Consider the following 25,746-nt stretch of genomic DNA (forward strand, 5'->3'; position numbering starts at 1 on the left):
ACCGCAACAGCACAGCACTGCAACGGCACAGCACCGCAACCGCCCAGCACTGCAACCGCCCAGCACCGCAACAGCACAGCACTACAACGGCACAGCACCGCGCCCGCACCGCGCCTCGTGCCCCCCTGCCGCGCCTGCGCGCGCCTTCGTGAAGGCGCGCGCAGGCGTGACGCGTACCCGTGGACCGGTTCACGGAGTGCAGGCAGTCAGTTCTGAAGTCCACGGAGTGCAAGCGGTCGGCTCTGAAGGCGGTCGGTTCTCGCGGACTGCGGAGTCGTGCGTCGTCGGCCGGGGTATCCGGTCGGCCAGTTCGTGCGACGACTGAACGCCGCCCTCGCTCTCCTGTTCGCGATCACTGAGCTCTCCGGCCGTGTTCGGTTCGTTACCAGCCTCGATTCTCAGAACCCGAGAACGCCGCGAACACGTTCGTCAGCCTTCTAACCGGCCGAGAATCGCCGTCTCTGTTGAAGGGGGTTCGTCGTCTATCCACGAGTGTAAGGTGACAGACGATGACCGGAACCAACCGACGAACGGTCCTGCAGGGTATCGGCGTGGGCGGAGCCGCGGCGCTCGCTGGCTGTGCGACCGAGTCCGCCCCGCAAGCGAGTACCGAGACGACCCGACAGACGACGGAACAAGCCATGAACCAGCAAAAACAGACGACGGCCGACCGCGTCGCCGCCGACCCGACTGACATCCCAGACCCCATCGACCGCGACGAGCCCGCCGAGGTCGACGTGACGCTTCGTGCCGAGGAGGTCACGGCCGAGATCGAGGAGGGAGTCACGTTCAACTTCATGACCTTCAACGGGCGGATTCCCGGGCCGATGGTCCGGGTCCGGCAGGGTGACACGGTCAACCTGACGTTCGAGAACCCCGAGGAGAACGACTTGCCGCACAACGTGGACTTCCACGCGTGCTACGGGCCGGGCGGCGGTGCCGACGCCACGACGGTTCCGCCGGGCGAGACGGCCAACCTGAAGTTCAAGGCGACCTACCCCGGCGCGTTCATCTACCACTGCGCGGTCCCGAACATGGACATGCACATCTCGGCGGGTATGTTCGGCACCATCCTCGTCGAACCCAAAGAAGGCCTGCCCGAGGTCGACCACGAGTTCTTCCTCGGCCAGCACGAGATCTACACCGACAAGCGCGCGGGCGAGTCGGGCCACCACAAGTTCGACATGAAGTCGATGCCCCGCGAGGAGCCGACCTACGTCGTGATGAACGGCGAGCAGTACGCGCTCACGCCCGACAAGTACGGCGCGATGAACGTCGAGACGGGCGACACCGCGCGGGTGTACTTCGTCACGGGCGGCCCGAACCTCACCAGCAGCTTCCACCCCATCGGTAACGTGTGGAAGGAACTCTACCCGCGGGGATCGCTGGCGTCCGAGACCCAGAAGTACGTCGAGACCACACCGGTCGCGCCCGGTACCACGACCGTCGCGACCATGGAGTTCCCGGTGCCGGGCGGGGTCAAGCTGGTCGACCACGCGCTCAGCCGGGTCGCTCGCAAGGGCTGCATGTCGGTCATCGCCGCCGAGGGCGAGGAGAAGCCCGAGATATTCGACCCCGAGCCGAACGCGTGACGAGAGCCGATATCTTTCCGTTCCGTCGATTTCCGTGGAGAAGCCAGCAACCGTGAGGCAGATGCGGCGGAGGGTTTCCCTGTGATTTTCGTTAGGTCTGCTGACCGCGGCCAGTATTACTGACGATTCGTTAGACTGCCCGTAGTTGGCAGTAGAAATCGCAGGCTGTTGTACGGGGGAGGTAACTACTGAAGTAACAGAGAACAAGCCTAGGCCGGGATTTGAACCCGGGCTCTCGTCCTTACCAAGGACGCGCTTTACCGCTAAGCTACCCAGGCACGCCGCAACTGAGTGCATCCATTCCTATGCCCGGAACACTCTTTAGGAGTTTCGATTCCCGGCGGACCCCTGCCTTCGAAACCCGTCTCCCGCTCAGGGGTCGGTCGCCGAGGGCTGCGGGTCCTCCGCCGGGGTGAATCGCCGCGGGTCGGGCGCGTCGGCCATCGCCTGCTCGACCTCCTCGGGCACCGGCTCGGGCGGTTCGGGGTGGTCGCCGTCGAGCGACGCCGCGAGGTCCCCGGCGTAGGCCAGCAGGGCGTCCGCGGGTCGGACGCCGAACGCGGTCGTGCCCGCCAGCACCGCGAGTTCGAACACGTCGGTCTCCAGCGCGTGGGGTCGCGTGGTCCGGCCCTGCTGGCCGTCGGTCTCGTCGCGGCCGAACGACTGGACCGTCTCGACCGCCTTGTCGGCAGCCTCGGTCCGCGCGAGCAAGGAGAACCCGCGCGCGACCATCACGTCCGCGGCGAGGATATCGATGTTGCTCTCGGTGTGTGGCGGTTCGTGCTCCCACGGCGGGTCGTCGGCGAGCGCGCGGGTGAGCCCAAGTCCCTCGTAGATGAGCTGGACGCCCGCGGCGCGCTCCTCGATCCCGACCGGGCCGGTCGCCGCGGTGGTCTCGCTGGCGGTCGCGCCGACAGTCCCGGCGTCGTCGCTCGCATCTCGTCCGTCGCTCTGATTTCCGTCGCTCCGGCTCCCGTTCTTCCCGTCGACGGCTCGGGCCGCGCTCAGCGCGAGCACGCCCGGCACCATCGCCGATTCGTCGAGGAGGGAACGGATGCGCTCTCGGAGGGGGTCGGGCGAGACGTCCTGCACTGCTCGCCGTCCCGCTCGTCGTGCCCGGAGGGCCGGTTCCATTGAGCGTGTCTTATGACGGAGTCGCCAAAGACCTTTGGAAACCGCCTCCGAGATGCGAACGTGACGCGACCGTGGAACGTGATTCGCCAGTGATCCGGATCGACGACGAAGCGACCGGCGACGATGGTGGACGAGCGACTGGCGACGCTGGCGAACGACCGGCCGGCGACGCTGACGAACGAGCACACGGCGACGTGTGCGTGGTGACACTCGCCCGTCCCGAGCGGCGCAACGCGCTCACGCCCGCGGGGCTCGACGCGCTCGAAGCCGCGGTGACCGAGGCCGACGCGCCGGTGGTCTACCTCCGGGGCGAGGGGCCGGCGTTCTGCGCCGGGGCGGACCTGGACGTGGTCGCGGACCTCGACCGCGAGTCGGCCGAAGCCTTCGCCGAGCGCGGTCAGCGGGTCGCCGACGCCATCGAGGACGCCGACAGCGTGGTCGTCGCGGGCGTCGACGGGCCGGCGCGCGGCGGCGGGGTGGAACTCGCGCTCGCGTGCGACCTCCGAGTCGCGACGCCGAAAGCCACCTTCGCCGAGCCGGGCGTGACTCTCGGGCTGTTCGGCGCGTGGGGCGGGACGGTCCGGCTCCCGCGAATCGTCGGCGAGGGCGAGGCGCTCGATCTGATGCTCTCGGGCCGGACGGTCGACGCCGAGGACGCTCACCGGATGGGGCTGGTCTCGCGCGTGACCGACGACCCGCGCGCCGTCGCGAACGAAATCGCGGCCAGCGATCCCGAGACGCTGCGGGTCGTCAAAGCCCGGATGCGCGACGACTCCCCGCCGGCCGAACAGGCCCGCCGGGAGGCCGCGGCGTTCGCGGACCTGGTCGACCGCCACGGCGATAGTATTGCTGACCAGCGCGATTCGTGATTTTGTGAGTCTACGGCGACTCGATGTTGGCGTTTCCCCACTGACACACGCTGGCTTCCGCGTTCCACACCGGCGCGTACAGCGCGGCGCTCTCGTGCGCCGCGCAAATCGCGCGAGGGACGAGGACCGCAACGCAGTGAGGACCGCAGGAGGCTGGGGAGGTCTGCGGCCCGCGGTCGCGGTTGCGGTCGCGGTGCGGTGCTGTGCGGTCACGCCGAGGCTCAAGCAATAGCTAGCTGCTTGACTCCGGTTTCTTCTATCTTGAATTCGTCTGAGCTAGCTACTGCCGAGGCATATGAGAAACCGCAACCGCTCCGCGACTGCACTGCACCTCGTCCTCCCCAGCCTCCTGCGGTCCTCAGCCTCCGCTTCGCTCCGGCTTGCGGTCCTCGTCCCTCGCGCGCGTTGCTCGCGCGCGCTGAGTTTATCACAACAGTCGGAACTCGACCTCAAGACCAACAGTCGGAACTCGACCAACGTTCCTCCTCAAATCACAACGCCGGCCTTCAGAATCGCGATCAGGGCAGTCAGCGTCACGACGCTGCCGACGGTCGTGACGAATATCGACGTGCTGACGTACTCCGGCGCGGACAGCCCCTCGCTCTCGCCGGTGTCGTACTCGATGGCGAGCAGCAGCGGGGTGATCGCGACGGGGGTCGCACACTCCAGCACGAACACCCGTGCCACGTCGGTGTCGGCGGTCAGGCCGAACGCCATCGCGACGCCGACGCCGACCACGGGCGCGACGAACAGCTTGATGCCGTTCGCGACGCCGGTCCGCGAGAAGCTCGAACTGTGCTGGGTGTTGGCCAGCTGGATGCCGAGCATCAGGAGCATCACCGGGATGGCCGAGTCGCCGACGAGCTGGAGCGTCTCCATCGCGGCGGTGTCCGAAGCGGGGACGACGCCGAGCCAGCGGGCCGCCCACGCGGCGATGACGGCGTAGACGAGCGGGAGGCGGAACACCTCCATGACCGCGCTGCCGGTCGAGGTCTCGGTCCCGCGGGAGGCGATGAACACGCCGACGGTGTACATCATGACCGACTGGGCCGCGATGAACAGCACGGCGGTCGAGCGCCCCGTCGCGCCGAACGCGAACGCCGCCAGCGGGATGCCGTAGTTGCCAGCGTTCGAGAACGCCGACGAGAGCACCATCGCGCCCAGCAGCGGCTCGCTCTCGCCGATCAGCCGCCCGGCGATCTCCGCGATCACGATCATGACGAGCGAGAAGGCGACTACGCCGAGTATGACCCGCGCGGCCAGCCCGCCCGACATCGACGACGTGGCGAGGCTGTGGACGATGAGCGCGGGCGTCAGCACGTAGATGGTGACGGTGCTCAGCGGCTCCATGGCGACGTCCTTGGTCTTCCCCAGCAGGAAGCCCACCGCTGCTACCGACAGCACCGGCAGGATGGCCGTCCCGAGCGCTGAGAGGAGCGACACGCTTGTCCCCCTCGCGGGTGGCCGTTACAAATGTGACGGATGCGGCCATGTGTGGGGGTAACATCCGGCTCTACGTGTTGGAATCTGTAGCAGTTCTTGCTCTCGATGAAGACGAGTCGTGAACCAGCGAACTCCTCGCCGCCCTCGTGACGAATAGGTGGGATTTCAGCCGGGATTCGCTGCGGTGATTTCTCCGGCTCGGCGCGCGCTGCGCGGCGTCTCGGCGAGCGTCGCGAGCCGAGGCTCGTGGGAGCTGTGCGCCCACGGCGTCTCGACGAGTGAAACGAGGCGAGGGTCGTCAGCGCGTGCGCTGACGGCGCTCTCATGCGCCGCGCCAAGCGCGCGAGGGACGAGCATGGCGAGGCCCAGTGCGCCTCGCGTGCCGTGCGGGCGACTCGGGGGTCGCCCGCAGACATCGCAGGCCGAAGGCCGAGAAGCGCAGGAGGCTGGGAAGGTCCGAGGCCCGTGCTGTGCGGTCGCGGTTGCGGTTACGCCGAGGCTCAAGCAGTAGCTAGCTCCGCGATTGCAGACTTTTCCGTTGAAGAGAGTAGAGCTAGCTATTGCCGAGGCACATGAGTCGCCGCAGCCTCACACCTCCCCAGCCTCCTCGTTCGCTTCGCTCACTCGTCCACCGTCGGAGCACGCTCCGACGAGCCTGCGCTCGTTCCACTCGCCCAGACCTCGCGCGCGTTGCTCGCGCGCGCCTAATCGAAAATTGTGCTGTCGAGAAACAACTGGTCAACCAACTCAATCGCGACGTCGAGAACTCCAAAATCTCACTCCTCGCCCGGCGGCGTCAGATCGCGCTGGAACTCGTCGTACACGTCCAGATCGGCCGGGATCTCGCTCTCGATGCGCCGCTCCTCTTTCGGCGTCTCCACGTCGGCGTCGACCGGCTCGGCTACGTCCTCCCAGCCGGGCTTGATCTTCACACTTTTCGCTGGCTGGCCGACCGCGACGTGGTGGGCCGGCACGTCGCGCTGGACGATGGACTTCGCGCCGACGATGGCGTTCTCGCCGATGCGCACGCCCGCCCGGACCATCGAGTCGAAGGTGATGCGGGCGTCGTCCTCGACGATGGTGTGGTAGTTGGTCACCTCGGTCTGGTCGACCACGTCGTGGTCGTGGGTGTACACGTGCGCCGAGTCCGAGATGGACACCCGGTCGCCGATGGTCAGCTTCCCGCGGTCGTCCAGATGCACGTCGTCGTGGACCACGACGTTGTCGCCGACGGTGACGTTGTGGCCGTAGGTAAAGGAGATACCCTTGAAGAACCGGCAGTCGTCGCCACACTCCTCGAACAGGTGGTCGGCGAGCATCCGCCGAAAGCGGAGTGCGAACGTCACGTTGTCGGCCATCGGCGTGGCGTCGAACTGCCGCCAGAGCCACTGGAGGTGCTTGGACTCGCGGAACGTCTCCTCGTCCTTCTCGGCGTAGTACTCGCTTTCGAGGGTCGCGTTGCACGGGTCGTAGCTCTGGAGTCGCACCCGTTCAGCGGGCGAGACGCGTTCGCCGTCCTGCCAGCGCTCGTAGGCGTCGCGGTCGCCGTGGAGGTCGACCAGCACCTCCTCGACGACGTCGCAGGTGTCCTCCTCGCCTCGGAGTCGGTCGTCGACCTCGGTGATGAACTCCTCGAGCGAGTCCTCCATCTCCTCGGGGAGGGTTACGTGTCGTTTGGTCATGTAGAGTCCTCCGTGGTCACTTACTCTACCTTGATAGGCTGACTTGATGGGGGTTTTGGTTGCGGCGCTACGGGTCGGTACTTTTCGGTGGCCGAGGAGTCGATTCCAAGTGGTCGGAGTAGACGGCCCGAAGAAAACTGGTCGCGAGTTTCAGGCGAGGAAGACGTGGCGCGGCCGGTCCGCCAGCACGTCGCGGCCCCAGTCCACCGTGTCCGAGAAGGCGTCGCTCCGGAAGAAGGACATGGCGTCGTCTTTCGACTCCCACTGGCTCGCGATGAACATGTCGTTCTCGTCCTCGCGGTTCGCCAGCAGGTCGGTGTCGAGGTGGCCGTCCATGTCCGCGAGCAGGCCGCCGACCGTCTCGAACTTCGCCACGAAGTCCTCGCGCTTGTCGGGCTTGGTGGTGTAGAACATCCCCATCGTGCCGAAGCCGCTCTCTTCACCAGCACGACCGACGATGCCCGGCAGGTCCGCGAGGAACCCGCCGGCGGTGTCGGCCGCGCTCTGGGTGTCCCAGATGCTCACGACCGCCGAGCGGTCGTTGTCGCTCACTTCCTCCCGAGTTTCGTACACCGCAGTCTTGACGTGCGTGTCGTAGTGGTCGAAGTTCTTGCGCAGGCCGGTCACCTCTTCGAACAGCTCGTCCGGGTCGGCCTCCGAGTATAGCACCATCGCGTACACATCCTCGCCGTGAGGCTGGCCCGCGTAGATGTCGAGGTCTTCGAGTTCGCCGCGGATGCTCCCCTCGTCGTCCGCGGACGACGACTCGTCGCCGCCGTGGTGGTCGCCGTCCCCGCCGTGGTGGTGTCCGTCACCCTCGCCGTGCCCGTGGTGACTCTCGGACTCGCCGTGGGGGTGGCCCGACCCGCCGTCGTCGCTCGCCTCACCTTCCGCCGGCACCGCTTCGCCGGCCATGAACTGTGGCAGGTCCTCCGGCGGGAACTGCCGGCCGAAGTAGAACGGGCCGAACTCGGCGTACTTCGAACTGCTCTCGTCGAACCGGAGTTCGTACAGCAGGTCCTTGATGTCCGTCGCGTCGTTGCTGAACAGGTCGACGCCCCACTCGTAGTCGTCGAAGCCGATGGAGCCGCTGATGACCTGCGAGACCTGTCCGGCGTACGTCTTGCCGATCTCGCCGTGGGTGTCCATCATCTCTGCGCGCTCGTCGAACGGCAGGTCGTACCAGTTCTCGCCGGGCGCGCGGCGCTTGTCCATCGGATAGAAGCAGACGAACTCCGCGTCCGGAACGTCGGGGTAGAGCTTGCTCTCGGCGTAGCGCGCGAGCCCGGTGTCCTCGATTTCGGACGGCTCCTTGGTCATCTCCTCGTTGGTGTAGCCACCGACCTCGGTCACGGAGACGTAGGAGTTCGATTGGTCGGTGTACTCGGCGAACGCGGTGTCCTCGAACGCGCGCTCGGCGGTGTCGAGGTCGGCCATCGTCGGCCGGAAGTGGAGCACGAGCAGGTCGGCCTTGTGGCCCATGATCGTGAACACGGCCGACGAGCCCTCCTCGGCGTCGGTCACGTCCACGCGGTCGCGCAGGAACGAGACGCCCTCGTCGAGCGCCCGCTCGCGAACGCGTTCGGGCGCGGCCCGCCACGCGTCCCAGTCGACTGTCCGGAAGTCGTGCAGCGCGTACCAGCCCTCGTTGGTCGCCGGGGGTTCCCTGGTCATACCGACAACTGGGGCGCGCGGCGGTAATAGGTTTTTGAGTCGGCGACGCCTGCGCGTCCGTTTCGCGAGCCGCTCGCCCGGCTTCGACGACTGAGTTCGTGGGTCTTATCCCTCGAATTCGACGGTTTCTCCGACCGAAAGCCTTTCAAAATGCCGGTAGCAACGTCCTGTCAATGCGGAAAAGTGGTCCGCCGAAAGGACTCATCGCGTATCTCGTGCTGGAACTGTTGGACGAGAAACCACGGTACGGCTACGAGATCCTCAAGGAGATCCGCTCGATCAGCGGCGGCCACTGGGAGCCCTCCTACGGCTCGGTGTACCCTATCCTCTACAAGTTCGAGGAGAAAGGCTGGGCCGAGCGCATCGAGCGCGAGGACGAACCCGACCGGAAGTACTTCGAGTTGACCGACTCGGGGCGCGACGAGTTGGCCGAGAAGCGCGAGGAGACCGGCGGGAAGGCGCGAGACTTCGCGGACGTCATCTTGGGCTTCTACCACGTCTTCGCGGCGTTCGCCACCGACGAGCGGTTTCAGGTCGAGGACCGGGCCGACGAGTGGCGCTTCGACGACGACTTCAACGCGTGGATCGTCGAACAGCTCATCCGCCACTACGAGCGGGACTTCGGTGACTTCGAGCGCATTTCGGACACGCCCGAGGAGTTCGCCGAGCGGATGGGACTGGACGACGACGAGGACGAGTAGAGCGGGCGCAGGTCGTCCGAACGTTCGCCAAATCAACCATCGAGGTGCTAAACTGCGCGCTTTTGCGACGTGGTGTCGTGAGGGGCAGCGAGAGGTTCTCGTCGTTCACTTCGTGTATCGAAAGCGCAACGAACAGCGACATTTCAGGCGACTCGACGACTACGACGAGTAGGGGAGACAGTTCAAAGAACAGTTCCGTGAGTTGCGCGATGACGAGTTCGAGGCGTGGCGTCGGTCCGCCCGCGCCAGCGATGAGGTGATTCTCGTCGAATCCTGACTACCCCGACAGCAACTGCGGCCCGAACACCATCAGGACGAGGCTTACGAGCATCACCAGCCCGATGGTCGTCGTGACCATCGTCGCCAACTGCCGGCTCTGGTTCGTCGGGAGCCGCGAGACGACCGCCTCCGTGCTCGCCCGGAGGATGTGCCCGCCGTCGAGGGGGAACGCTGGGATGCAGTTGAAGAAGCCGAGGTTGAGGTTGACCCAGCCGGTCCAGAACAGCACGTTCGCCAGCACGAACAGCCCCCACTCGCCGAGGAACGAGAGCGGCCCGCCCGTCGCGGTGTAGAAGGCGGCGTTGGTGCCGACGAACCCCGCGAAGTCGAACCCCGCGCCGAGCGAGATGCTGGCGAACGGGAGCAGGAGGACGCCGAACACGCCCGAGAGGAACGAGACCACGGGGCTGTCGTTCTCGAGCAGGAAGCCGCCGAACCCGCCGCCGAGCAGTTCGAGGAACGCCCCGGCCGGGTAGGCCTTGATGCCGAACTCGCTGGTCGACAGCCCGCTGATGCCCGACGAAGCGCTGCTGATGCCGCCGTCGCCGTTCGAGAGCGTGACCGAGGCGGTCCGACGCTCCCCGCCGACGTAGGCGGTCACCGACACCGTCTCGCCCGCGTTGGCCGAGAGCGCGTCGGTGAGTTCCGACCGGTCGAGGACGCGCTGGTCGCCGATTGCGGTGACGACCAGCGTCTCGTCGGCTGGGAACGCCTCGGCCGCAGGGCTGTCGGGCGCGACGGTCGCCAGCGCGCCCACCGCGCCGGTGGCCGACTCGCCGTCGGCGGTCCGGAGCGTCGCCACCGGTCGGTCGGCCACCGCGTCGCGGAACTCGGCTTCGGTGTGGACAGCCGTGCCGTTGACCGACGCGATGGTCGTGGTGTCGTCGGGCTTCACCGAGATTGCCGACTCGAACGGGGAGTCGGGGTGAGCGCCCGTAACCAGCAGCGAGCGTTCGAGTTGGGCCTCCCGGCCGCTGGCGAGCGTAACCGTCACCGTCCGGCCCTCGATGCCCGACAGCGTTTCGTCGAGGTCCGTGTTGCTCTCGATCCGCTGGTCGTCGACCGCGACGATGCGGTCGCCCTGTCCGATGTCGGCCGCCTCGGCCGCCGAGTCGGCGAACGACCCGCCCACCGCCGCGCCGGGAGTGACCGCGATGGAGCCGACGACCGGGCCGAACAGCAGGAGGAAGGTCACGACCGTCACCGCGAAGTTGTTGGTGACGCCCGCTGCGAACATCCGGCTCTGGGCCCCGCGGTCGGCCGCCCCGCGGCTCTCCTCGTCGGGTTCCACGAACGCGCCGATGGGCAGGATGGCGAGCGCGACGAGCCCCATCGACTTGATCTCGATGTCCTCGACCCGGGACATCAGGCCGTGGCCGCCCTCGTGGACCACGAGGCCGACCAGCAGGCCGAACAGGATCTCGGGCGCGACCGAGGGCGGGAGGAACTGGTTGACGCCGGGAATCACGAGGACGTTCTGTGGCTCGGTCGCGGCGGTGGGCGCTGGCGGGTTCTGCACCACGAGTATCGCCTGCACGACCAGCAGAAGGAACGTGCCGACCATGACGACCAGCGCGACGCCCAGCCCGAAGTTGCCCCACGCGCGCCACAGCCGCTTGGGACCGGCGAGCCAGTCGAGGAACGCCTTCCCGCGCTGGGTGTGAATCGTCAGGATCGGCCCCTGCGTGCTGACGAAGTCTGGCAACAGGCTCTTCGAGTCGAGGTAGAGCACGGCGAACCAGTAGAGCCCGATGCCGGCGACTATCCACGCGAGCGTGTTCATCGCCCGAAAGAAGGGACGCGCCGCTCAAATGCGTTTGGGAACGCCCGAACCGTCACCGATTCGTCGATTCGGAGGGGTCCATCGACGAACTCCCCGTTCCCGTCCCTGTCGAGGTCGAGGTGTCCGCAGTCTGCCACTCGTCGTCGATCTCCTGCTGCTCGGAGCCGGCCTTCCGGCGCTGTCGGAGCTTGCGCGCGGCGGCCACGCCCGCGGCGGTGCCGCCGAGCAGGACCATCCGGCGACCGTACTTCCGGAAGCGGCTCTTGCCGCCGGACTGGTCGGAGTCTGCCTCGGACTGATAGTCGTCCATCGCGGACTCACCGGTCGACTCCACACTGCTCGTTCCCACGCCGGACGTGCTCGTCCCCACGCTGGAGGTGTCCGTCTCCGTGCCGAACGCCCCCGTCTCCATCTCGGAGTGGTGGCTCGACGACTCGGTTCCCATGCCGGACTGCGATTCTCGTTTCCCGCCCGATTCGACCCGCTTGAGCGCGGGTTTCTCGAGATTGAGTTCGATTATTGCCATCGTAAGTCTCCTCTGGTCGCGCGACGAGAACCGCCGCCCGACTCTCGGATGGACCGACGGCCCGGAGACACTTTGTTATGCTGGCCCTGAAAATGCCGTAGGGGGCGGTTATCCCTCGGGAAAAGCCAACCGTTATCCCTCATGACGAAGCCGCGCTCTATTCCCCGCGGCGAAGCCCCGCTTTGTTCCCCGCGGCAGGTCCGCGCTCTGTTCCCCGCGGCAAGGCCGCGCTTCGTTCCCCGCGGCGAAGCCGCGCTACTTTTCGCGGCGGAGCCGCGCTTCCACGAACTCCTCGTCGAGCTTCGCGAGGAACGGCCCGAGCTTCGGTCCCTGGTCGTCGTCGAAGAAGAGTCGATAGCCGACCGCGAAGAACTCGCCGACGTCGACGTCGTGGCGCTTGGCAGTCTCGTAGATCTCGCCCTGGATCTCGTCGGGGTCGTCGTGGGTCGCCACGAAGTCCGCGAGTTCGTCGAGCGCGGCCTCGATCTCGGGGTCGAGGTCCGCTGCGCCGTCGGGTATCTCTGCGCGCTTGAGCTCGTAGTCGAACTCGTTGCCGGTCCGGCGCGCCCACTCCTGAGCGCCCTCGACGCGGTCGAGGGCGTACGCGACCGCCCACTCGGGCGCGCCTTCGGGCACGTGGCCCTCCCGGCGGACGATCTCCTCGCGGAGCGCGGGGTCGTCGGTCATCCCGAGCACGGCGGCGAACGTGTACGGCAGGCGGACCCGCTCGCGGAACTGCCCGTCGACGAGTTCGTTCGCCTGCGCGCGCTGGCCGTCGCCGACGACCGGGCGGCTCGCGGGTTCGACCGGGCGATTCGCCGGCTCGCGGTCCGCAACGGGTTCGCCGTCCTCGTCGAACAGCGCGGCCACGGTCGGCCGGGCGACCGGCGGGTAGGCGGCGTCCGCGATCTCTGCGGTCCCCTCGTCGGCGTCCTCGTCGTAGTAGTCGCGTTCGAAGCCGTCGAATTCGTCGGCGAGCTGGTCGAGGTGTTCGACGCTGAAGTCCCGGGACTTGCTCGGGTCCTTGGTGAAGAAGTACCGGAGGACCTCGGGGTCGAGCATCTCCAGTGCGTCCTGGACCATGATTACGTGGCCCGACGACGAGGAGAACGGCTCGCCGTCGAGCGTGAACCACTCGTAGGCCATCGGGACTGGCGGCTCGACCTCGAGGACGTTCCGGGCCACGTCGGCCCCGCTGGGCCACGAGCCCTCGGCGTGATCCTTGCCGAACGGCTCGTGGTCGACGCCGAGCACCTGCCACTGGGCGGGCCACTCGAAGCGCCACGGTAGCTTGCCCTCGCGGAGGGTGGCCGTCCCCTCGTGGCCGCAGCCCTCGATTGTCTGGTCGCCCGCCTCCATGTCGGTGCAGGTGTACTCGACGGTGGTCTCTTCTGGAGTCTCGCCGAGGTTCACTGCCGTTACGGTCTCGGTGATCTTGCCACAGTCCTCGCAGATGGGATTGAACGGCACGTACTCGGCGTCGACCTTGTCCTGATAGTGCGAGAGGACCTCCCGCGCATTCTCCCGGTTTTCGAGCAGGTAGCGAGTTACGTCCTCGAACTCGCCGGACTCGTAGAGTTCGGTGTTCGAGACCATCTCGACCGGGATGCCGAGCAGTTCGGCGCTCCGCTCGATGAGGTTCGAGAAGTGCTCGCCGTACGAGTCACAGCAGCCGAACGGGTCCGGAATCGCGGTGTACGGCTTGCCGAGGTTGCGCCCGAGCGCCCCGGCGTCGACTTCGCCGAGACCGACGACGTTGCCGTCCAGATCCGCGAGCTTTCGCGGGAGGCCCCGGAGCGGGTCGCGGTCGTCGGCGGTGAACACCTGCCGGACCTCGTGGCCCCGGTCGCGCAGGGCCTCGGCGACGAAGTAGCCCCGCACGATCTCGTTCATGTTGCCGAGGTGCGGGACGCCCGAGGGCGAGATGCCGCCCTTGATTACGATTGGGTCGGAGCTGTCGCGGTCGGCGTCGCCCTCGACTCGCTCCAAGATCTTCTCGGCGACCGATTCGGCCCAGAACGGGTGGGGTTGGCGTCCCTGGAGGACGTACGGGTCGTCGTCGGGGTGCATCTCGCGCTCCTGTCGGTCCCGCTCCGCGTCGTCGCTCATCGTTCGTCTTCCGCCCAGTAGGTCATCTGGTCGGTCGCACCGTCCGGAACGACGTCGGTGCCGGCGTGGTCGCCGTACCGGACCGCGTCGGCGATGCGCTCGGGCTCGGTGCCGTCGAGGACGATGGTGCGCACGCCCGACCGCTGGATGAGCTTGGCGGCGAGGATGTCAACCGGCGCGGAACTCCCGGCGTTCATCTCCAGGTCGGCGATGACGTCCACGAGTTCGCCCCCGTTGAGCTCGTCGTACTTCTGGGCGTCGGGGTTCTCGTTGGGGTCGTCGCTGTACACGCCGTCGACGCTGGTGGCGTACACGAGCAGGTCGGCGTTCGTGTACTCGGCCAGCGCCGCGCTCACGGCGTCGGTGGTCTGGCCGGGGGTCACGCCGCCCATCACCGCGATGTCGCCCCGGTGCATGGCGGCCCCGGCGGACTCGTAGTCCTCCGGCGGGCTGGGCGCGGCCTGCTCGGAGAGCGCCGCGATGAGCAGCCGGGCGTTGAGCCGCGTCACGTCGATGCCGATGTCGTCGAGTTCGATCTCGTTCGCGCCGAGGTCGCGCGCGCTGGCGATGTACTCCCGGGCGACGCCGCCGCCCCCGACGACGGCTCCGACGGTGCAGCCTTCGGCGGCGAGGTCCTCGATCACGTCGGCGTGGGCGCTGACTCGCTCGGAGCCGAGGTCGGGCGCGAGTACGCTCCCGCCGATGGAGACGACTACTTTCATTCTGTGGCCGAGTAACCGGGAAGCGGCCTTAAGGATTGCCAACTGTCCGGAGCCGTGGTGTTCGACCACTACCGCGGACCACAGCCCTTTCACCCCCGCCCGTCAACGACGGAGCATGGACGAGCGGGCGGCACTGGCGATGCTTGCCGACGACCTCCCCGCGGCGGGCGACGACGCGGCGGTGGTGGACGGACAGGTACTGACGACCGACATGCTCCACGAGACCACCGACTTCCCCGCGGGGACCACCCGGTACACCGCGGGCTGGCGGTCGGTCGGCGCGTCGCTGTCGGACGTGGCCGCGATGGGTGCGGAGGCCACCGCTGCGGTCGCGGTGTACGCCGCGCCCGAGTTCGATCCCGCGGACCTCTCGGAGTTCGTCGCGGGCGCGAGCGACGCCTGCGAGGCGGTCGACGCGGAGTACGTCGGCGGCGACCTCGACGAGAGCCGGGAGTTCACCGCCGCGACGACCGCGCTCGGTAGGACCGACGACCCCGTGCTCCGGTCGGGCGCGAGCCCCGGCGAAGCGGTCTGCGTCACCGGCACGCTCGGGCGCACGGGCGCGGCGCTCCGGCTGTTCGAAGACGGAAAAATCGAGCGCGCCAACGACCTGTTTCGGTTCGAGCCCCGGGTCGCGGCCGGGCGAGCGGTCGCACCTCACGCCACGGCGATGATGGACTCCAGCGACGGCCTCGCGCGGTCGCTCCACCAGCTCGCCGAGGCCAGCGACTGTGGCTTTTCGGTCGAGTTCGACGCCCTGCCGGTCGACGACGCGGTGAGGGACGTAGTCGAGGGCGACGCCGATGCGGAGGTCGCGGCGGAGGGCGACGCTGACGGGGAACGCGACGCCGACCTGCGGGAACTCGCCGTCTTCTTCGGCGAAGACTTCGAACTCGTGTTCACCGTCGCGGACGAGGACCTCCCTGCCGTGCGCGAGGCCTCGCCGACGCCCATCTCTGCGGTCGGCAAAGTCACCGACTCCGGCGTCGAAATGGAAGGCGAGCCGCTGGCGGACCGCGGATTCACCCACGGCGGAGAGTAGGCCGGACGTTCGAGTAACGGATTTTCGGCTGGCAGATCGATTTCGGGTTCCAGACCGGCGGAGCAACGCTTTCGTCCCGACGACCGCGAATCCCAGACCCGAGGATATTTCCACACCTCCGGGATGACATAACATAAGAAATTTACTCTGAATAGTTACAGGATTTTAGCTTTTCTGTAGATAAGGAATAATCCTATTAACGGTTTTAAGTACCCAAAGCCATATTTATTATGGGGGAGAAGGTGCTTGCGTATGTCACACAATCGGCGTCGATTTCTGAAGCGTACGGGTGGGTTAGCGGCCGTAACGATGTTGGCCGGGTGTACCGGGGGCGACGGTGACGGCAACCAAGACACGACTGACGAAGGGGAGACCACCGAGAGCGAGACGACCGAGGCCGACTCGGGCGGTGACGACTCGACGACGACCGAGAGTAGCGGCGGCGGGGGGGAAGCGATAAACATCGGCGTTCCGCTGCCGTTCTCGGGCGACTACGCGTGGGTCGGCGCGAACGTCCTGCCGGTCGTGAACATGATCGCCGAGGAGATAAACGGACAGGGCGGCATCGACGGCCGGAACGTCAACGTCGTGCAGGCCGACACCGAGGCGTCGCCGGACGCGGCGGTGTCGGCGGTCAACCGACTCGTCAATATCGAGAACGTGCAGGGGGTCATCGGGCCGACGAGCATCACGATGTCGGCGGTCATCGACACGCTGGTGGAGAACGAGGTGCCGGTCGTGACGCCGACGGCGGGCACGACCTCGCTCGACACGCGCGGCGGCGACTACGTGTTCCGGACCGTGTCGTCGGACTCGCTCGGCGGTCGCGCCATCGCGAGAGCGGCCCGCGACCAGCAGTACAACTCCATCCAGGACTACGAGCGGATGGCGCTCATGGTCGGGAACAAGGAGGTGTTCCAGTCGTTCAAGGAGCCGGTCCGCTCGTCGTTCGAGGAGTTCGGCGGCACCGTCACGACCGCGATGGACGTCCGGACCGGCAAGGCCTCGTACACGTCCGAGGTCCAGCAGATGATGGACTCGGACCCCGAGATTACGGTGCTCATCATGTCGGCCGAGGACAGCGTCAAGATCACGGAAGCCGGGTTCCAGGCTGGCTACGAGGGCAACTGGTTCGCCACGCAGGACCAGACCAACCAGGACTTCCTCTCCCAGAGCGAGAATCAGGTCACGAACGGTATGCTCGGGCTGAACGCCGCCACGTACCAGGCGGCGGAGGAGGCCGGGCGCCTCGAGGAGTTCTTCCAGCGCATCACGGAGTACGCTGGCTGGGACGAGGGCTCGAAGACGTTCGCCACGAACACGTACGACGCGATGAACGTCATGGGCCTCGCGCTGAAGCAGGTCGCCGCGGACGGTGACGACCTGATCGGAGCGAACATCGCCTCGGCCATCCCCACGGTCGCGAAACCGCCGGAGGAGACGGTCACCGGTTACACCCAAGGGGCCGAAGCCATCGACGGCGGAACCGACGTCGACTACGAGGGGCTGGTCGGTCCCATCAACTTCGACGAGAACGGCGACATCGTCGCGCCCTTCTCCATCAAGAAGGCCCAGGACGGCACGTGGACCGAGGCAGCTCGACTGCCGCCAGAGGCACTGTAAGGCCCCTTCTCCCCCAGAATGGTTCTTGACAACCTCTTGCAGACGGTCGTGTTCGGTCTGATAGAAGGGAGTGTCATCGCGGTCGGCGCGGTCGGACTGACGCTGTCGTACGGCGTCACGCGATTCATCAACTTCGCGTACGGCGAGTTCCTGACGTACGGCGCGTACCTGACGGTGTTTCTCGCGGCCGGACTGTTCGGGTCGTCGCTCCCGCTGCCGGTCGCGGCCGTCGTCGCCATCGTCCTCGTCGGCCTGCTCGGCGTGGCGGTGTCCCGCGTCTTCTTCGAACCCATCTCCCAGCGGGGCGCGCTCCCCCTGCTCATCACCTCGATTGGCGTCTCGTTCATCCTGCGGAACATGTTGCAGGGCTGGGTCGGCGTCTCGGCGAAGCAGCTGCCGGTCCCGCTGATGCGCCGACAGGACTACTTCGGGCTCGTCCGGCTCACGGATCTGGAGCTGGGGGTCATCGTCGTCGGTGTCGTGACGATGCTGGCCATCCACCTGCTGCTCCAGCGGACGATGCTCGGCAAGCGGATGCGCGCGACCAGCGGCAACCGGTCGCTGGCCGAGGTCGCCGGCATCGACACCACGAACGTCGTCCGACAGACGTGGTTCATCTCGGCGGCCGCCGGCGCGCTGTCGGGCGTGCTGTACGCGGTGCTGTTCTCGCCGTTCCGGCCGGTGGTCGGGTTCGAGTACCTCATCGTCATCTTCGCGGCGACGCTGCTCGGCGGTATCGGGCGGCCGTACGGCGCGATGCTCGGTGCCCTGTTCATCGGGCTCGCGATGAACTTCGGCTCGACGTACCTGTCGGCGAACTACACGCGAGCGTACGCCTTCCTCATCCTCGTCGGGGTACTCCTCGTCAGGCCCGAAGGCATCAGAGGGGGTGAGTTCTGATGGCGCTGCTGAGCGGTGGACTGTCCTTCCTCGTCACCATCGCGACCATCGGCTGCATCTACGGGCTGCTCACGCTCGGACTGAACGTCCACTACGGCTACACCGGGCTGTTGAACTTCGGGCACGTGGCCTTCTTCGCCGCGGGCGCGTACACCTCGGCCATCGTGACGATGCCGCCGCCGTCGACGGTCACGAACGCGAGCTACGAGATCTGGTTCAACCTCCCGATGCCGTTCGGGTTCCCGGTCAGCCTCGCGGCCGCGGCCGTCGTCGGCGGGCTGTTGGCCTTCCTCATCGGACTGACCAGCGTCAGGCTCGGCACCCACTACCTCGCCATCGCGACGTTCGCCCTCGCGGGCGTGTTCAGCGACGTGCTGGTCAACGAGGCGTGGCTGACCAACGGGTCGTTCGGGATGAACAGCGTCCCGAAACCCGCCAGAGCGATGCTATCGGCCGACGCGTGGCAGCTCGCGTATCTCGGCTTCGCCGTGGCCACCCTGGCCGGCACGTACCTCGTGCTGACGCGGTTGATGGACGCCCCGTTCGGTCGACTGCTGAAGGGCGTCCGCGAGAGCGAGCCCGCCGCCAAGACGCTCGGCAAGGACGCCAACGTGGTGAAACTCAAGTCGTTCGTCATCGGCGGCATGATCGCCGGGCTGGCCGGCGGTATCTACGCCCACTACCTCGGGAGCGTGGTGACCGCGCAGTTCGTCCCCCACGTGACGTTCACCGTCTGGGCCGCGATGCTGCTCGGCGGCGCGGCCTCGAACACGGGCGCGGTCGCCGGCGCGTTCCTCGTGGTGGCGTTCGAGGAGTCGACGCGGTTCATCACGACGCTGTACAACTGGATCCAGTCGGTGCTCCCGGAGGTGCTGAGCGGGATCTTGCCCGCGCTGTTCGGTCCGCTGCCGAACAACCCCTCGTTCATCCCGAGTATGCGCTTCGTGGTCATCGGCATCCTGTTCGTGCTCGTCGTCAGGTACCGGCCGGAAGGACTGTTCGGCGACCCAGCCGAAATCGACGCGCTGGGGGAGGAGGACTGACCGATGACCGGAAACTCACCAACCGAGGACTCTCCGGCCGGCAACGGAACCGACGACTCACAGGACCTCCTCGAAGTCGACGGGATCGTGAAGTCGTTCGGCGGCCTCGTCGCGGTCGATGGCGTCTCGTTCGGCGTCGAGGAGGCCTCGATCACGGGCCTCATCGGCCCGAACGGCGCGGGGAAGTCGACGCTGTTCAACTGCATCGGTGGCGTCTACCAGCCCGACGACGGCGAGATCCGACTCGACGGCGAGCCCATCCAGGGGCGCTCGCCCACGGAGATCTCCCGGCGGGGACTCGGTCGGACGTTCCAGACGCCCGAGACGTTCCGCGGGATGACCGTCCGCGAGAACATGGCGTTCGCCGCGAAGAACCAGACGGGCGAGCGGGCGCTCGGCGCGCTGCTTCGGCCCGGAACCGTCCGCGAGGAGGAGGCGGCGGTCCAGGAGCGGGTCGACGAGACGCTCGACTTCCTCGAACTCGACCATCTGGCCGACGACTACGCCAGCGGGCTCTCGGGCGGCCAGCGCAAGCTGCTCGAACTGGGCCGCGTGCTGATGCTCGACCCCGAGATCATCCTGCTCGACGAGCCGGTGGCGGGCGTCAACCCGTCGCTCACGGACGACCTGCTGGCGCGACTGCGCGAACTGAACGACCGCGGGCGGACGATACTGTTCATCGAACACGACATGGACGTAGTGATGGAGAACTGTGACAGAGTCGTCGTGATGCACAACGGCCAGACGCTGGCGTCCGGACCGCCGGAGATCGTGCAGGAAGACGAGCGCGTGGTCGAAGCGTATCTCGGGGGGTACGACTGATGGCCGACATCGGGACTATCCGCCGGTTCGACGACGCGCTGTTCTCCGCGCGCGGCATCGAGACGGGCTACGGCGACCTGCAGGTGCTGTACGGCGTGGACGTAGACGTTCAGGCCGACGAGATCGTGTTGCTGTTCGGCCCGAACGGTGCCGGAAAGTCGACGCTGATGCGGGCGCTGTTCAAACAGCTCCCGCTCTGGGACGGCACCATCGAGATGGACGGGCAGGACTTCTCGACGCTCACCTCGAACGAGATGGTGCCCAACGGGGTGGCGTACGTCCCGCAGACAGAGAACGTGTTCCCGAACCTGACCGTCGGGGAGAACCTCGACATCGGGTCCATCCACGCGGCCGACCCCGAGGAGCGCCGCGAGACGATGTTCGACCTGTTTCCGAAGCTCGGCGAGCGCCGGAGTCAGGACGCCTCGACGCTGTCGGGCGGCGAGCGCCAGATGCTCGCGATGGCGCGGGCGCTCATGCCGGACCCGGACCTACTGCTCATCGACGAACCGTCGGCGGGGCTCGCGCCACAGCTCATCGAGCGGGCGTTCGAGCACGTCGACACGATTCGGCAGGCCGGCACCGCGGTGCTGATGGTCGAACAGAACGTGAAGGCCGCGCTCGAAGTGACCGACCGCGCGTACGCCCTCGACATGGGCGAGAACAAGTTCGAGGCCGACGCCGACACCATCCGGGACTCCGAGCGAGTTCGGGACCTCTACCTCGGGAAGTAGGGGTCGGCCCCGGAAGTCGACCCCGATAACCGCGAAAAACGACCGCGACCGCGGGTCGCAGTCCGCGACCCGCGATCGCGGTCGTTTCCTGCCGGTTGAAAAATCACGCTCCAGAGAAACGTTCTCCGACCACGCTCACGCGCCGGCCAGAATCTCGATGGGAACCGGCGTGAAACAGAGGACGCCGAGGGCGAACGTGAGGACGCCCACCGCTTTCCGGCGGGGGTCGAGGCCCGCCTCGTCGATGGGGTCGGCTGGGCCGACGTACGCGACGTAGGTCGCCAGCAGGCCCCAGAACGCCCAGAGGATGGAGGCGTTCGAGACGTTCTCCACGTAGAAGACGTACGCTGCGAGGCCGAACAGCGCGACCGGGACGAGCGCGGCGATGCGCTCTTGCTGCTCGCCGAACATCGCCCGGAGGATGTGGCCGCCGTCGAGCTGGCCGACGGGGATGAGGTTGAGGAACGTGACGAACATGCCGACCCAGCCGCCGATGACCACCGGGCTGACCGACTGGCCCGGCCCGTAGGTGGTCTGCTCGCCCAGCGCCCACGCGATGAGTTCCAGCAGCGGCGGGTAGCCGAACTCCAGTTGGATCGCGTTGGGGTTGTTCACGAGGCTCTGGGGCACCGTCTCGGGCGGTAGCGACAGCCCGATGGCGGTCACGACGACGGTGGCGACGAGACCCGCGAGCGGCCCCGCGACGCCGATGTCGAACAGCGCCTTCCGGTCGGGCATCTGGCCCTTCATCCGGATGACAGCGCCCATCGTCCCGATGATGCTGAGCGGGAGCGGGATGAAGTACGGTAGCGAGGCGTTCACGTCGTGGTACCGCGTCATCACGTAGTGGCCCAACTCGTGGGTGAGCAGCACGCCGACCACGGCGGCCATGAACGGCCACGCTTCGAGCACTCCCATCGGGTTCTCGACGAGGTCGACGTGGTACCACGACGCGCCGGCCCACAGCGTCGAGAGTATCGTGAGGACGAACAGCGCGACGTTCGTCCACGGAATGCCGTCGATGCCGGTGTCGGCGGGCTCGGCCACGAGGACGTACTCGCCGGTGTCGGTGGTGAGCTGGACCTCGTAGCCGCGCTCGCGGAACAGCGGCCACGTGGTCTCCATGAGCCGGTCGCGAGCCACTAGCGGCTCGCCGTAGTAGAGGAGTCGGTCACCCTCGCGGCGGGCCTCGTACACGCGGAACACGGCGGCGAGTCGCTCCAGCGACGGACCGTCGGCGGGCGGGTCGCTCGAACCCATTCACCACGGCATACGGCGCGATAGTTGATAAACCCCCGGACGGAGCGACGGCACGGCGTGGCGGGAGGTGTCGAAAATCGCCCCCACGAGCCAAAGACTGAAAAGCTCACAATCCTACCCCTGACCATGGGAACGGGAGCGTTCGGGCCATGAGCGTCGAGAACTGCGACCACTGCGACGCGGAGTTCGGCGACGAGGAGGCGTACCTCCGCCACCTCCGGGACGAGCACGGCGACGACCTCGGACCGATAGAGCAGCGCCGGGTCGCGGGACTCGGCGACGAGGGTGGCGGTGGCGTCGTCGCGTACGCGGCTGCGGTGGGCGCGCTCGCGCTCGTGGGGCTGCTGGCGTACGTACTCTTTTTCTCCGGTGGCGGAGCCAGCGGTGGGCCGGGTGGCGGGGGCGACGGCCCCTCCGCGATCGGGTCGGTCCACTACCACGGGACGATAGATGTCTCCATCGGCGGCCAACAGATCGACTTCAGCCAGCCTCGATTCCAGGTTCGGAACACCGGGAACAACGCGTTCCACTTCGAGAACGGCAACGGAACCCATTGGCACGGCCATGCACAGGACGTGACGCTCGCGTACGCGATGGGAACGCTCGACATCGAGGTGACCGACGAGACGGTGACCTACGACGGCACGACCTACGGCGACGACTCTGGCGAGCGGGCGATCGTCGAGGTGAACGGCGAGTCGGTCGACCCCGCCTCGTACGTCCTGCAGAAGGGCGACCACGTCCGCATCGTGGCGAACGAATCGGGATAGGAGAGTGTGGTTCGGGCTGAGAGCGAGCGACTCAGCCGAGCGAGCGACTCAGTCCAGCGGCTCGGGCGACGCCGGGACCTGTCGTTTGTGCTCGCTGCGCTCGTACAGCTCGCGGACGCGCCGGACCGTTTCCTCGGTCACGTCTTCGTCGGACGCCTCGTCAACGCTGCGGGCCGTCGCGGCCACCGACAGCGGGCCGTCGACGTGGAGCGCGAGGATGGCGTCGAGCAGGTCGTAGCCCAGGCCGAGCTCTTCCTCGTCGGTTTGGCCAGCCCAGAGTCCGGCGGTCGGGGGCTTGTCGACGATCTCCTGCGGGACGCCGACGTGGGTCGCTAACTGGCGGACCTGCTGTTTGTACAGGTTGCCGATGGGGTGACAGTCGACCGCGCCGTCGCCGTACTTGGTGAAGTAGCCGACCAGCGCCTCGCTCCGGTTGCCCGTCCCGAGCACCATCGACCCCTCGTGGTTCGCGACGAGGTAGTTCAGGACGCCTCGCGTGCGCGCTCTCGCGTTGCCGACCGCCATCCGGTCGTCCTCGGCCTCGGGAACGGCGTCGAGGAACTCGTCGACGATGGGGTTGATCTCCAGCACGTCGTAGGGGATCTCCAGTTCCTGTGCGACCCACTCGGCGTCGCTCATGTTGTCGTCGCGGCTCACCTCGCCGGGCATGACCAGTCCGTGAAGGTTCTCCTCGCCGAGCGCGTCGACCGCGAGGTGGGCCGTGAGCGAGCTGTCGATGCCGCCCGAGAGCCCGAGCACCGCCTGCTCGGTTCCGGCGTCTGCGGCGGTGTCAGCGATGAACTCGACGATGTGGTTCCGGCGGGCTTCGAGTTCCGACTCCGAGAATCGAAGGTCTATCATGGACGAGCGTAGGGTCGGCGGTGACAAAAAGCCGTGTGGCAGGCCGCAATTTCTGGACGAATGGGCAGGTCTACGTGCGGGGAAGGGCCGGGTTGAAGCGCTACGTTGAAGTGCGACGGGGCGGAAACGAAGGACGCAAGCGCAGTGCGCCGGTGGTGAGCAAATCCGAAGGATTTGCGAGCCTCGGCGCATAAGCGAACGCAGTGAGCGCAATGCGCCGGTGTCTTGCCGAGCGAAGCGAGGCAAGGCTCGGCGCACAAGTGAACAAAGTGAACGCCGTGCGCCGGTGGTCTAGTGGTAGGACATGAGCTTCCCAAGCTCATAGCCCGGGTTCAATTCCCGGCCGGCGCATACCGGCTTCACACCTGTTCTTGACGGTGATTTCAACGGTTCGCAAAGCCACATACGAGTGTGGCACTCAAACGGCCACCTTGCCAATGCCATCGATCATGGTAATGCACCGCATACCATACGAAATGCGCGGCTCAGACACAGGACACTGTAGACACATGCCTGCAAAATACCGAAACGTACCGTTGTCAACTGAACAGACTGAAGCTCAACTGACCCCCCGGCAACTCAAATCGTACCATGACCATCGGAAACGGCTGATCGACTGGCTGCTCACGCGGGGGAAAGACCCGGACCGCGGTCACGGCTATGCCGAGGCCACCGCCCAAATACGGGCGTACCGCCTTGACAAGTTCTACCGCGCCGTCTGGGATGCCGAAGACCGATACACCGAATACGTCACCACGTCCCACGCCGATGCGTGGCTGCTCCACCTCGACGACCGGGACCTCTCCAACTCGTACAAGGCGAGCTGCATGAAAGCACTCCAATCCCTGTTCGAGTGGAAAGCCGACACCACAAACACGGACTGGAACTGGGAGCCAGTCAAACACTTCAGTTCCGACCCTGCACACCAGCCCCGGGATTTCCTGACCCGGGAGGAACGGGACCAGCTCCGGGAAGCCGCGTTAACCTATAACGCACTTCCAAACTACTACGAGGCTGACGATGACGAACGGGACAAACATTTGCGGGACTTGGCCATGCGGTTCGGGAAACCCCAAGCGGAGATCGGTGTCGAGGAATGGCAGCAAGTAAGCAACTGGAAGGTGCCGTCACTCATCTGGACGACATTGGACGCGGGCCTGCGACCGGTCGAAATCGGGAAGGCACGTGTTTCGTGGGTGGACACCGAAAACGGCGTGTTACGGATTCCGAAGGAGGATTCGGCGAAGAACACGGAGAACTGGCACACCCCGATCCGTGACCGGACAGTGATGGCACTCGAACAATGGCTGACCAACCGGAACCGACTGGACAAGTACAACGGGACGGATGCGTTGTGGCTGACCCGATACGGTAATCCGTACGATAGCAATGCGTTGAATGGGTTGCTTCGCCGGGTGTTGGAGGAAACGGAGATTGCGACGGAGGACCGGGATTTGACGTGGTATTCGATCCGGCACAGTGTGGGGACGTATATGACCCGGGAGGAGGATTTGACGGCGGCAGCCTCCCAGCTCCGGCATAAATCAACGCGGACCACCGTCAAGTACGATCAGACGCCCGTGGAGGACCGCCGTGATGCGTTAGACAAGATGGGGTGAAGCGAACGACATATGCAGGTGCGCGCCATATGTTCCCGTATGGCGCAAACGGATAGCCAGCAGTCGGTCTCGCACTGCAAGGCGTGTGGGTTCGAGGCTGCAACAGGCGGCGAGGATTGGGACCGGGTTGATTCACCGTCCTTTATGCGGATGACGAGCTGTCCGGAGTGCGACAGTACGAATGTGACGCTCCGCCGGTGACTGGCAAATGGCGCACTACATCGTCCGGGCAACCCCAAAGATGGAGAAGTTGGCCGAGCTCCGTGAGCGACTCGACCGTGAAGAGTTCAGAGATATGAATCCGTTCGGCCGGGCGTTGACGCAGTCATTGGAAAACGCCCGATTTGATCCGGAGACTGAAGAGGCGGTCTGGGAAGAAGAGGACTACTGCAGTCCGCCGTTAGCGATGGAACGCGACGCTGTCCTTGAGGAATACTTCGAAAAGCTATTGGTCGAAGAGGTGCGTTCAGGGAAGGGCTGGGAGCGCATTGACGACCTACCCTCGTTGTGGGAATCATCGTTGGCCTTAGGATAGTAGGCCGTCTGTCTGATCAGATG

At 66.5% G+C, this 25,746-nt stretch carries 22 protein-coding genes and 2 tRNA genes; 13 read left to right on the forward strand and 11 right to left on the reverse strand.

Features of this window, described 5'->3' with window-relative positions:
- Positions 1-509: 509 nt before the first annotated feature.
- On the forward strand, positions 510-1,592 hold the full coding sequence (nirK, locus tag DPQ64_RS06010) for a copper-containing nitrite reductase (RefSeq protein WP_115863453.1): 1,083 nt from the start codon (positions 510-512) through the stop codon (positions 1,590-1,592).
- A gap of 206 nt (positions 1,593-1,798) precedes the next feature.
- Here nirK and DPQ64_RS06015 read toward each other — a convergent pair.
- Both DPQ64_RS06015 and DPQ64_RS06020 read right to left on the reverse strand, forming a co-directional pair.
- Positions 1,799-1,870: transfer RNA gene (locus DPQ64_RS06015), tRNA-Thr, on the reverse strand.
- A 94-nt stretch (positions 1,871-1,964) separates the two neighbouring features.
- The gene (locus tag DPQ64_RS06020) at positions 1,965-2,726 is read right to left on the reverse strand and encodes a DUF7114 family protein (RefSeq protein ID WP_115863454.1); all 762 of its coding nucleotides are present in this window, start codon (positions 2,724-2,726) and stop codon (positions 1,965-1,967) included.
- A gap of 194 nt (positions 2,727-2,920) precedes the next feature.
- On the opposite strand from DPQ64_RS06020, the gene DPQ64_RS06025 reads away from it, so the two are divergent.
- Entirely contained in the window at positions 2,921-3,595 is a 675-nt protein-coding gene (locus tag DPQ64_RS06025) for an enoyl-CoA hydratase/isomerase family protein (protein WP_115863517.1), read from the forward strand.
- 486 nt (positions 3,596-4,081) lie between these two features.
- Here DPQ64_RS06025 and DPQ64_RS06030 read toward each other — a convergent pair whose 3' ends face one another.
- The 3 genes from DPQ64_RS06030 to DPQ64_RS06040 all read right to left on the reverse strand — a co-directional run bounded on the left by DPQ64_RS06030 (position 4,082) and on the right by DPQ64_RS06040 (position 8,394).
- Entirely contained in the window at positions 4,082-5,038 is a 957-nt protein-coding gene (locus DPQ64_RS06030; RefSeq protein WP_115863455.1) for an AEC family transporter, read from the reverse strand.
- A gap of 776 nt (positions 5,039-5,814) precedes the next feature.
- Positions 5,815-6,720 carry an acyltransferase gene (locus DPQ64_RS06035; protein WP_115863456.1) on the reverse strand — a complete coding sequence of 302 codons (906 nt, stop codon included), beginning with the start codon at positions 6,718-6,720 and terminating at the stop codon, positions 5,815-5,817.
- A 150-nt stretch (positions 6,721-6,870) separates the two neighbouring features.
- The gene (locus DPQ64_RS06040) at positions 6,871-8,394 is read right to left on the reverse strand and encodes a heme-binding protein (protein ID WP_115863457.1); all 1,524 of its coding nucleotides are present in this window, start codon (positions 8,392-8,394) and stop codon (positions 6,871-6,873) included.
- Positions 8,395-8,567: 173 nt separating this feature from the next.
- On the opposite strand from DPQ64_RS06040, the gene DPQ64_RS06045 reads away from it, so the two are divergent.
- Positions 8,568-9,095 carry a PadR family transcriptional regulator gene (locus DPQ64_RS06045; protein ID WP_115863458.1) on the forward strand — a complete coding sequence of 176 codons (528 nt, stop codon included), beginning with the start codon at positions 8,568-8,570 and terminating at the stop codon, positions 9,093-9,095.
- A 277-nt stretch (positions 9,096-9,372) separates the two neighbouring features.
- On the opposite strand, the gene DPQ64_RS06050 is transcribed toward DPQ64_RS06045, so the two are convergent.
- From DPQ64_RS06050 to pyrH, 4 genes are all read right to left on the reverse strand, one after another.
- Complete coding sequence (locus DPQ64_RS06050) at positions 9,373-11,157, reverse strand: site-2 protease family protein (protein WP_115863459.1); 1,785 nt, start codon at positions 11,155-11,157, stop codon at positions 9,373-9,375.
- Between the two features lie 52 nt (positions 11,158-11,209).
- The gene (locus DPQ64_RS06055) at positions 11,210-11,683 is read right to left on the reverse strand and encodes a hypothetical protein (RefSeq protein ID WP_115863460.1); all 474 of its coding nucleotides are present in this window, start codon (positions 11,681-11,683) and stop codon (positions 11,210-11,212) included.
- Positions 11,684-11,938: 255 nt separating this feature from the next.
- The gene (gene lysS / locus DPQ64_RS06060; protein WP_394338831.1) at positions 11,939-13,792 is read right to left on the reverse strand and encodes a lysine--tRNA ligase; all 1,854 of its coding nucleotides are present in this window, start codon (positions 13,790-13,792) and stop codon (positions 11,939-11,941) included.
- The gene (pyrH, locus tag DPQ64_RS06065) at positions 13,789-14,514 is read right to left on the reverse strand and encodes a UMP kinase (RefSeq protein WP_115863461.1); all 726 of its coding nucleotides are present in this window, start codon (positions 14,512-14,514) and stop codon (positions 13,789-13,791) included. Before pyrH ends, lysS begins: the two co-directional genes overlap by 4 nt.
- Positions 14,515-14,629: 115 nt before the next feature.
- Between pyrH and thiL the strand changes: the two genes are divergently transcribed.
- The 6 genes from thiL (at position 14,630) to DPQ64_RS06095 (ending at position 20,678) form a co-directional block, all read left to right on the forward strand.
- Positions 14,630-15,556: a thiamine-phosphate kinase gene (gene thiL / locus DPQ64_RS06070; RefSeq protein ID WP_115863462.1), complete on the forward strand. Its 927-nt coding sequence runs from the start codon at positions 14,630-14,632 to the stop codon at positions 15,554-15,556.
- A 252-nt stretch (positions 15,557-15,808) separates the two neighbouring features.
- Complete coding sequence (locus DPQ64_RS06075; RefSeq protein WP_115863463.1) at positions 15,809-17,179, forward strand: substrate-binding domain-containing protein; 1,371 nt, start codon at positions 15,809-15,811, stop codon at positions 17,177-17,179.
- Between the two features lie 18 nt (positions 17,180-17,197).
- Positions 17,198-18,079 (forward strand): branched-chain amino acid ABC transporter permease, encoded by an 882-nt coding sequence (locus DPQ64_RS06080; protein WP_115863464.1) that lies wholly within the window; start codon positions 17,198-17,200, stop codon positions 18,077-18,079.
- Entirely contained in the window at positions 18,079-19,122 is a 1,044-nt protein-coding gene (locus tag DPQ64_RS06085; RefSeq protein WP_115863465.1) for a branched-chain amino acid ABC transporter permease, read from the forward strand. The genes DPQ64_RS06080 and DPQ64_RS06085 overlap by 1 nt, the downstream gene beginning before the upstream one ends.
- 3 nt (positions 19,123-19,125) lie before the next feature.
- Positions 19,126-19,944, forward strand: a complete 819-nt coding sequence (locus DPQ64_RS06090; protein WP_115863466.1) for an ABC transporter ATP-binding protein — start codon at positions 19,126-19,128, stop codon at positions 19,942-19,944.
- Positions 19,944-20,678 (forward strand): ABC transporter ATP-binding protein, encoded by a 735-nt coding sequence (locus DPQ64_RS06095; RefSeq protein ID WP_115863467.1) that lies wholly within the window; start codon positions 19,944-19,946, stop codon positions 20,676-20,678. The genes DPQ64_RS06090 and DPQ64_RS06095 overlap by 1 nt, the downstream gene beginning before the upstream one ends.
- Positions 20,679-20,813: 135 nt before the next feature.
- Here the strand turns inward: DPQ64_RS06095 and DPQ64_RS06100 are convergent, their stop codons facing one another.
- On the reverse strand, positions 20,814-21,938 hold the full coding sequence (locus tag DPQ64_RS06100) for a site-2 protease family protein (RefSeq protein WP_115863468.1): 1,125 nt from the start codon (positions 21,936-21,938) through the stop codon (positions 20,814-20,816).
- 149 nt (positions 21,939-22,087) lie between these two features.
- Between DPQ64_RS06100 and DPQ64_RS06105 the strand changes: the two genes are divergently transcribed.
- Positions 22,088-22,708, forward strand: coding sequence for a hypothetical protein (locus DPQ64_RS06105; RefSeq protein ID WP_115863469.1), 621 nt, complete (start codon positions 22,088-22,090; stop codon positions 22,706-22,708).
- Positions 22,709-22,756: 48 nt separating this feature from the next.
- On the opposite strand, the gene DPQ64_RS06110 is transcribed toward DPQ64_RS06105, so the two are convergent.
- A complete protein-coding gene (locus DPQ64_RS06110; RefSeq protein ID WP_115863470.1) occupies positions 22,757-23,569 on the reverse strand; it encodes an NAD+ synthase in 813 nt (270 codons plus the stop codon).
- A gap of 280 nt (positions 23,570-23,849) precedes the next feature.
- On the opposite strand from DPQ64_RS06110, the gene DPQ64_RS06115 reads away from it, so the two are divergent.
- The 3 genes from DPQ64_RS06115 (at position 23,850) to DPQ64_RS06130 (ending at position 25,723) form a co-directional block, all read left to right on the forward strand.
- Positions 23,850-23,920, forward strand: a tRNA-Gly gene (locus DPQ64_RS06115).
- Between the two features lie 185 nt (positions 23,921-24,105).
- A complete protein-coding gene (locus tag DPQ64_RS06120) occupies positions 24,106-25,188 on the forward strand; it encodes a tyrosine-type recombinase/integrase (protein ID WP_232820501.1) in 1,083 nt (360 codons plus the stop codon).
- A 208-nt stretch (positions 25,189-25,396) separates the two neighbouring features.
- Positions 25,397-25,723, forward strand: a complete 327-nt coding sequence (locus tag DPQ64_RS06130) for a hypothetical protein (RefSeq protein ID WP_115863473.1) — start codon at positions 25,397-25,399, stop codon at positions 25,721-25,723.
- The last annotated feature ends 23 nt before the right edge of the window (positions 25,724-25,746 follow it).

This window comes from Halorussus litoreus (genome assembly GCF_003382685.1).
Taxonomy (GTDB): Archaea; Halobacteriota; Halobacteria; order Halobacteriales; family Haladaptataceae; genus Halorussus; species Halorussus litoreus.

Coding starts and splice junctions, on each gene's coding strand:
- nirK (WP_115863453.1), top strand. CDS start 510: ATGACCGGAACCAACCGACGAACGGTCCTGCAGGGTATCGGCGTGGGC.
- DPQ64_RS06020 (WP_115863454.1), bottom strand. CDS start 2,726: ATGGAACCGGCCCTCCGGGCACGACGAGCGGGACGGCGAGCAGTGCAG.
- DPQ64_RS06035 (WP_115863456.1), bottom strand. CDS start 6,720: ATGACCAAACGACACGTAACCCTCCCCGAGGAGATGGAGGACTCGCTC.
- DPQ64_RS06040 (WP_115863457.1), bottom strand. CDS start 8,394: ATGACCAGGGAACCCCCGGCGACCAACGAGGGCTGGTACGCGCTGCAC.
- DPQ64_RS06045 (WP_115863458.1), top strand. CDS start 8,568: ATGCGGAAAAGTGGTCCGCCGAAAGGACTCATCGCGTATCTCGTGCTG.
- DPQ64_RS06050 (WP_115863459.1), bottom strand. CDS start 11,157: ATGAACACGCTCGCGTGGATAGTCGCCGGCATCGGGCTCTACTGGTTC.
- DPQ64_RS06055 (WP_115863460.1), bottom strand. CDS start 11,683: ATGGCAATAATCGAACTCAATCTCGAGAAACCCGCGCTCAAGCGGGTC.
- lysS (WP_394338831.1), bottom strand. CDS start 13,792: ATGAGCGACGACGCGGAGCGGGACCGACAGGAGCGCGAGATGCACCCC.
- pyrH (WP_115863461.1), bottom strand. CDS start 14,514: ATGAAAGTAGTCGTCTCCATCGGCGGGAGCGTACTCGCGCCCGACCTC.
- thiL (WP_115863462.1), top strand. CDS start 14,630: ATGGACGAGCGGGCGGCACTGGCGATGCTTGCCGACGACCTCCCCGCG.
- DPQ64_RS06075 (WP_115863463.1), top strand. CDS start 15,809: ATGTCACACAATCGGCGTCGATTTCTGAAGCGTACGGGTGGGTTAGCG.
- DPQ64_RS06080 (WP_115863464.1), top strand. CDS start 17,198: ATGGTTCTTGACAACCTCTTGCAGACGGTCGTGTTCGGTCTGATAGAA.
- DPQ64_RS06085 (WP_115863465.1), top strand. CDS start 18,079: ATGGCGCTGCTGAGCGGTGGACTGTCCTTCCTCGTCACCATCGCGACC.
- DPQ64_RS06090 (WP_115863466.1), top strand. CDS start 19,126: ATGACCGGAAACTCACCAACCGAGGACTCTCCGGCCGGCAACGGAACC.
- DPQ64_RS06095 (WP_115863467.1), top strand. CDS start 19,944: ATGGCCGACATCGGGACTATCCGCCGGTTCGACGACGCGCTGTTCTCC.
- DPQ64_RS06100 (WP_115863468.1), bottom strand. CDS start 21,938: ATGGGTTCGAGCGACCCGCCCGCCGACGGTCCGTCGCTGGAGCGACTC.
- DPQ64_RS06105 (WP_115863469.1), top strand. CDS start 22,088: ATGAGCGTCGAGAACTGCGACCACTGCGACGCGGAGTTCGGCGACGAG.
- DPQ64_RS06110 (WP_115863470.1), bottom strand. CDS start 23,569: ATGATAGACCTTCGATTCTCGGAGTCGGAACTCGAAGCCCGCCGGAAC.
- DPQ64_RS06130 (WP_115863473.1), top strand. CDS start 25,397: ATGGCGCACTACATCGTCCGGGCAACCCCAAAGATGGAGAAGTTGGCC.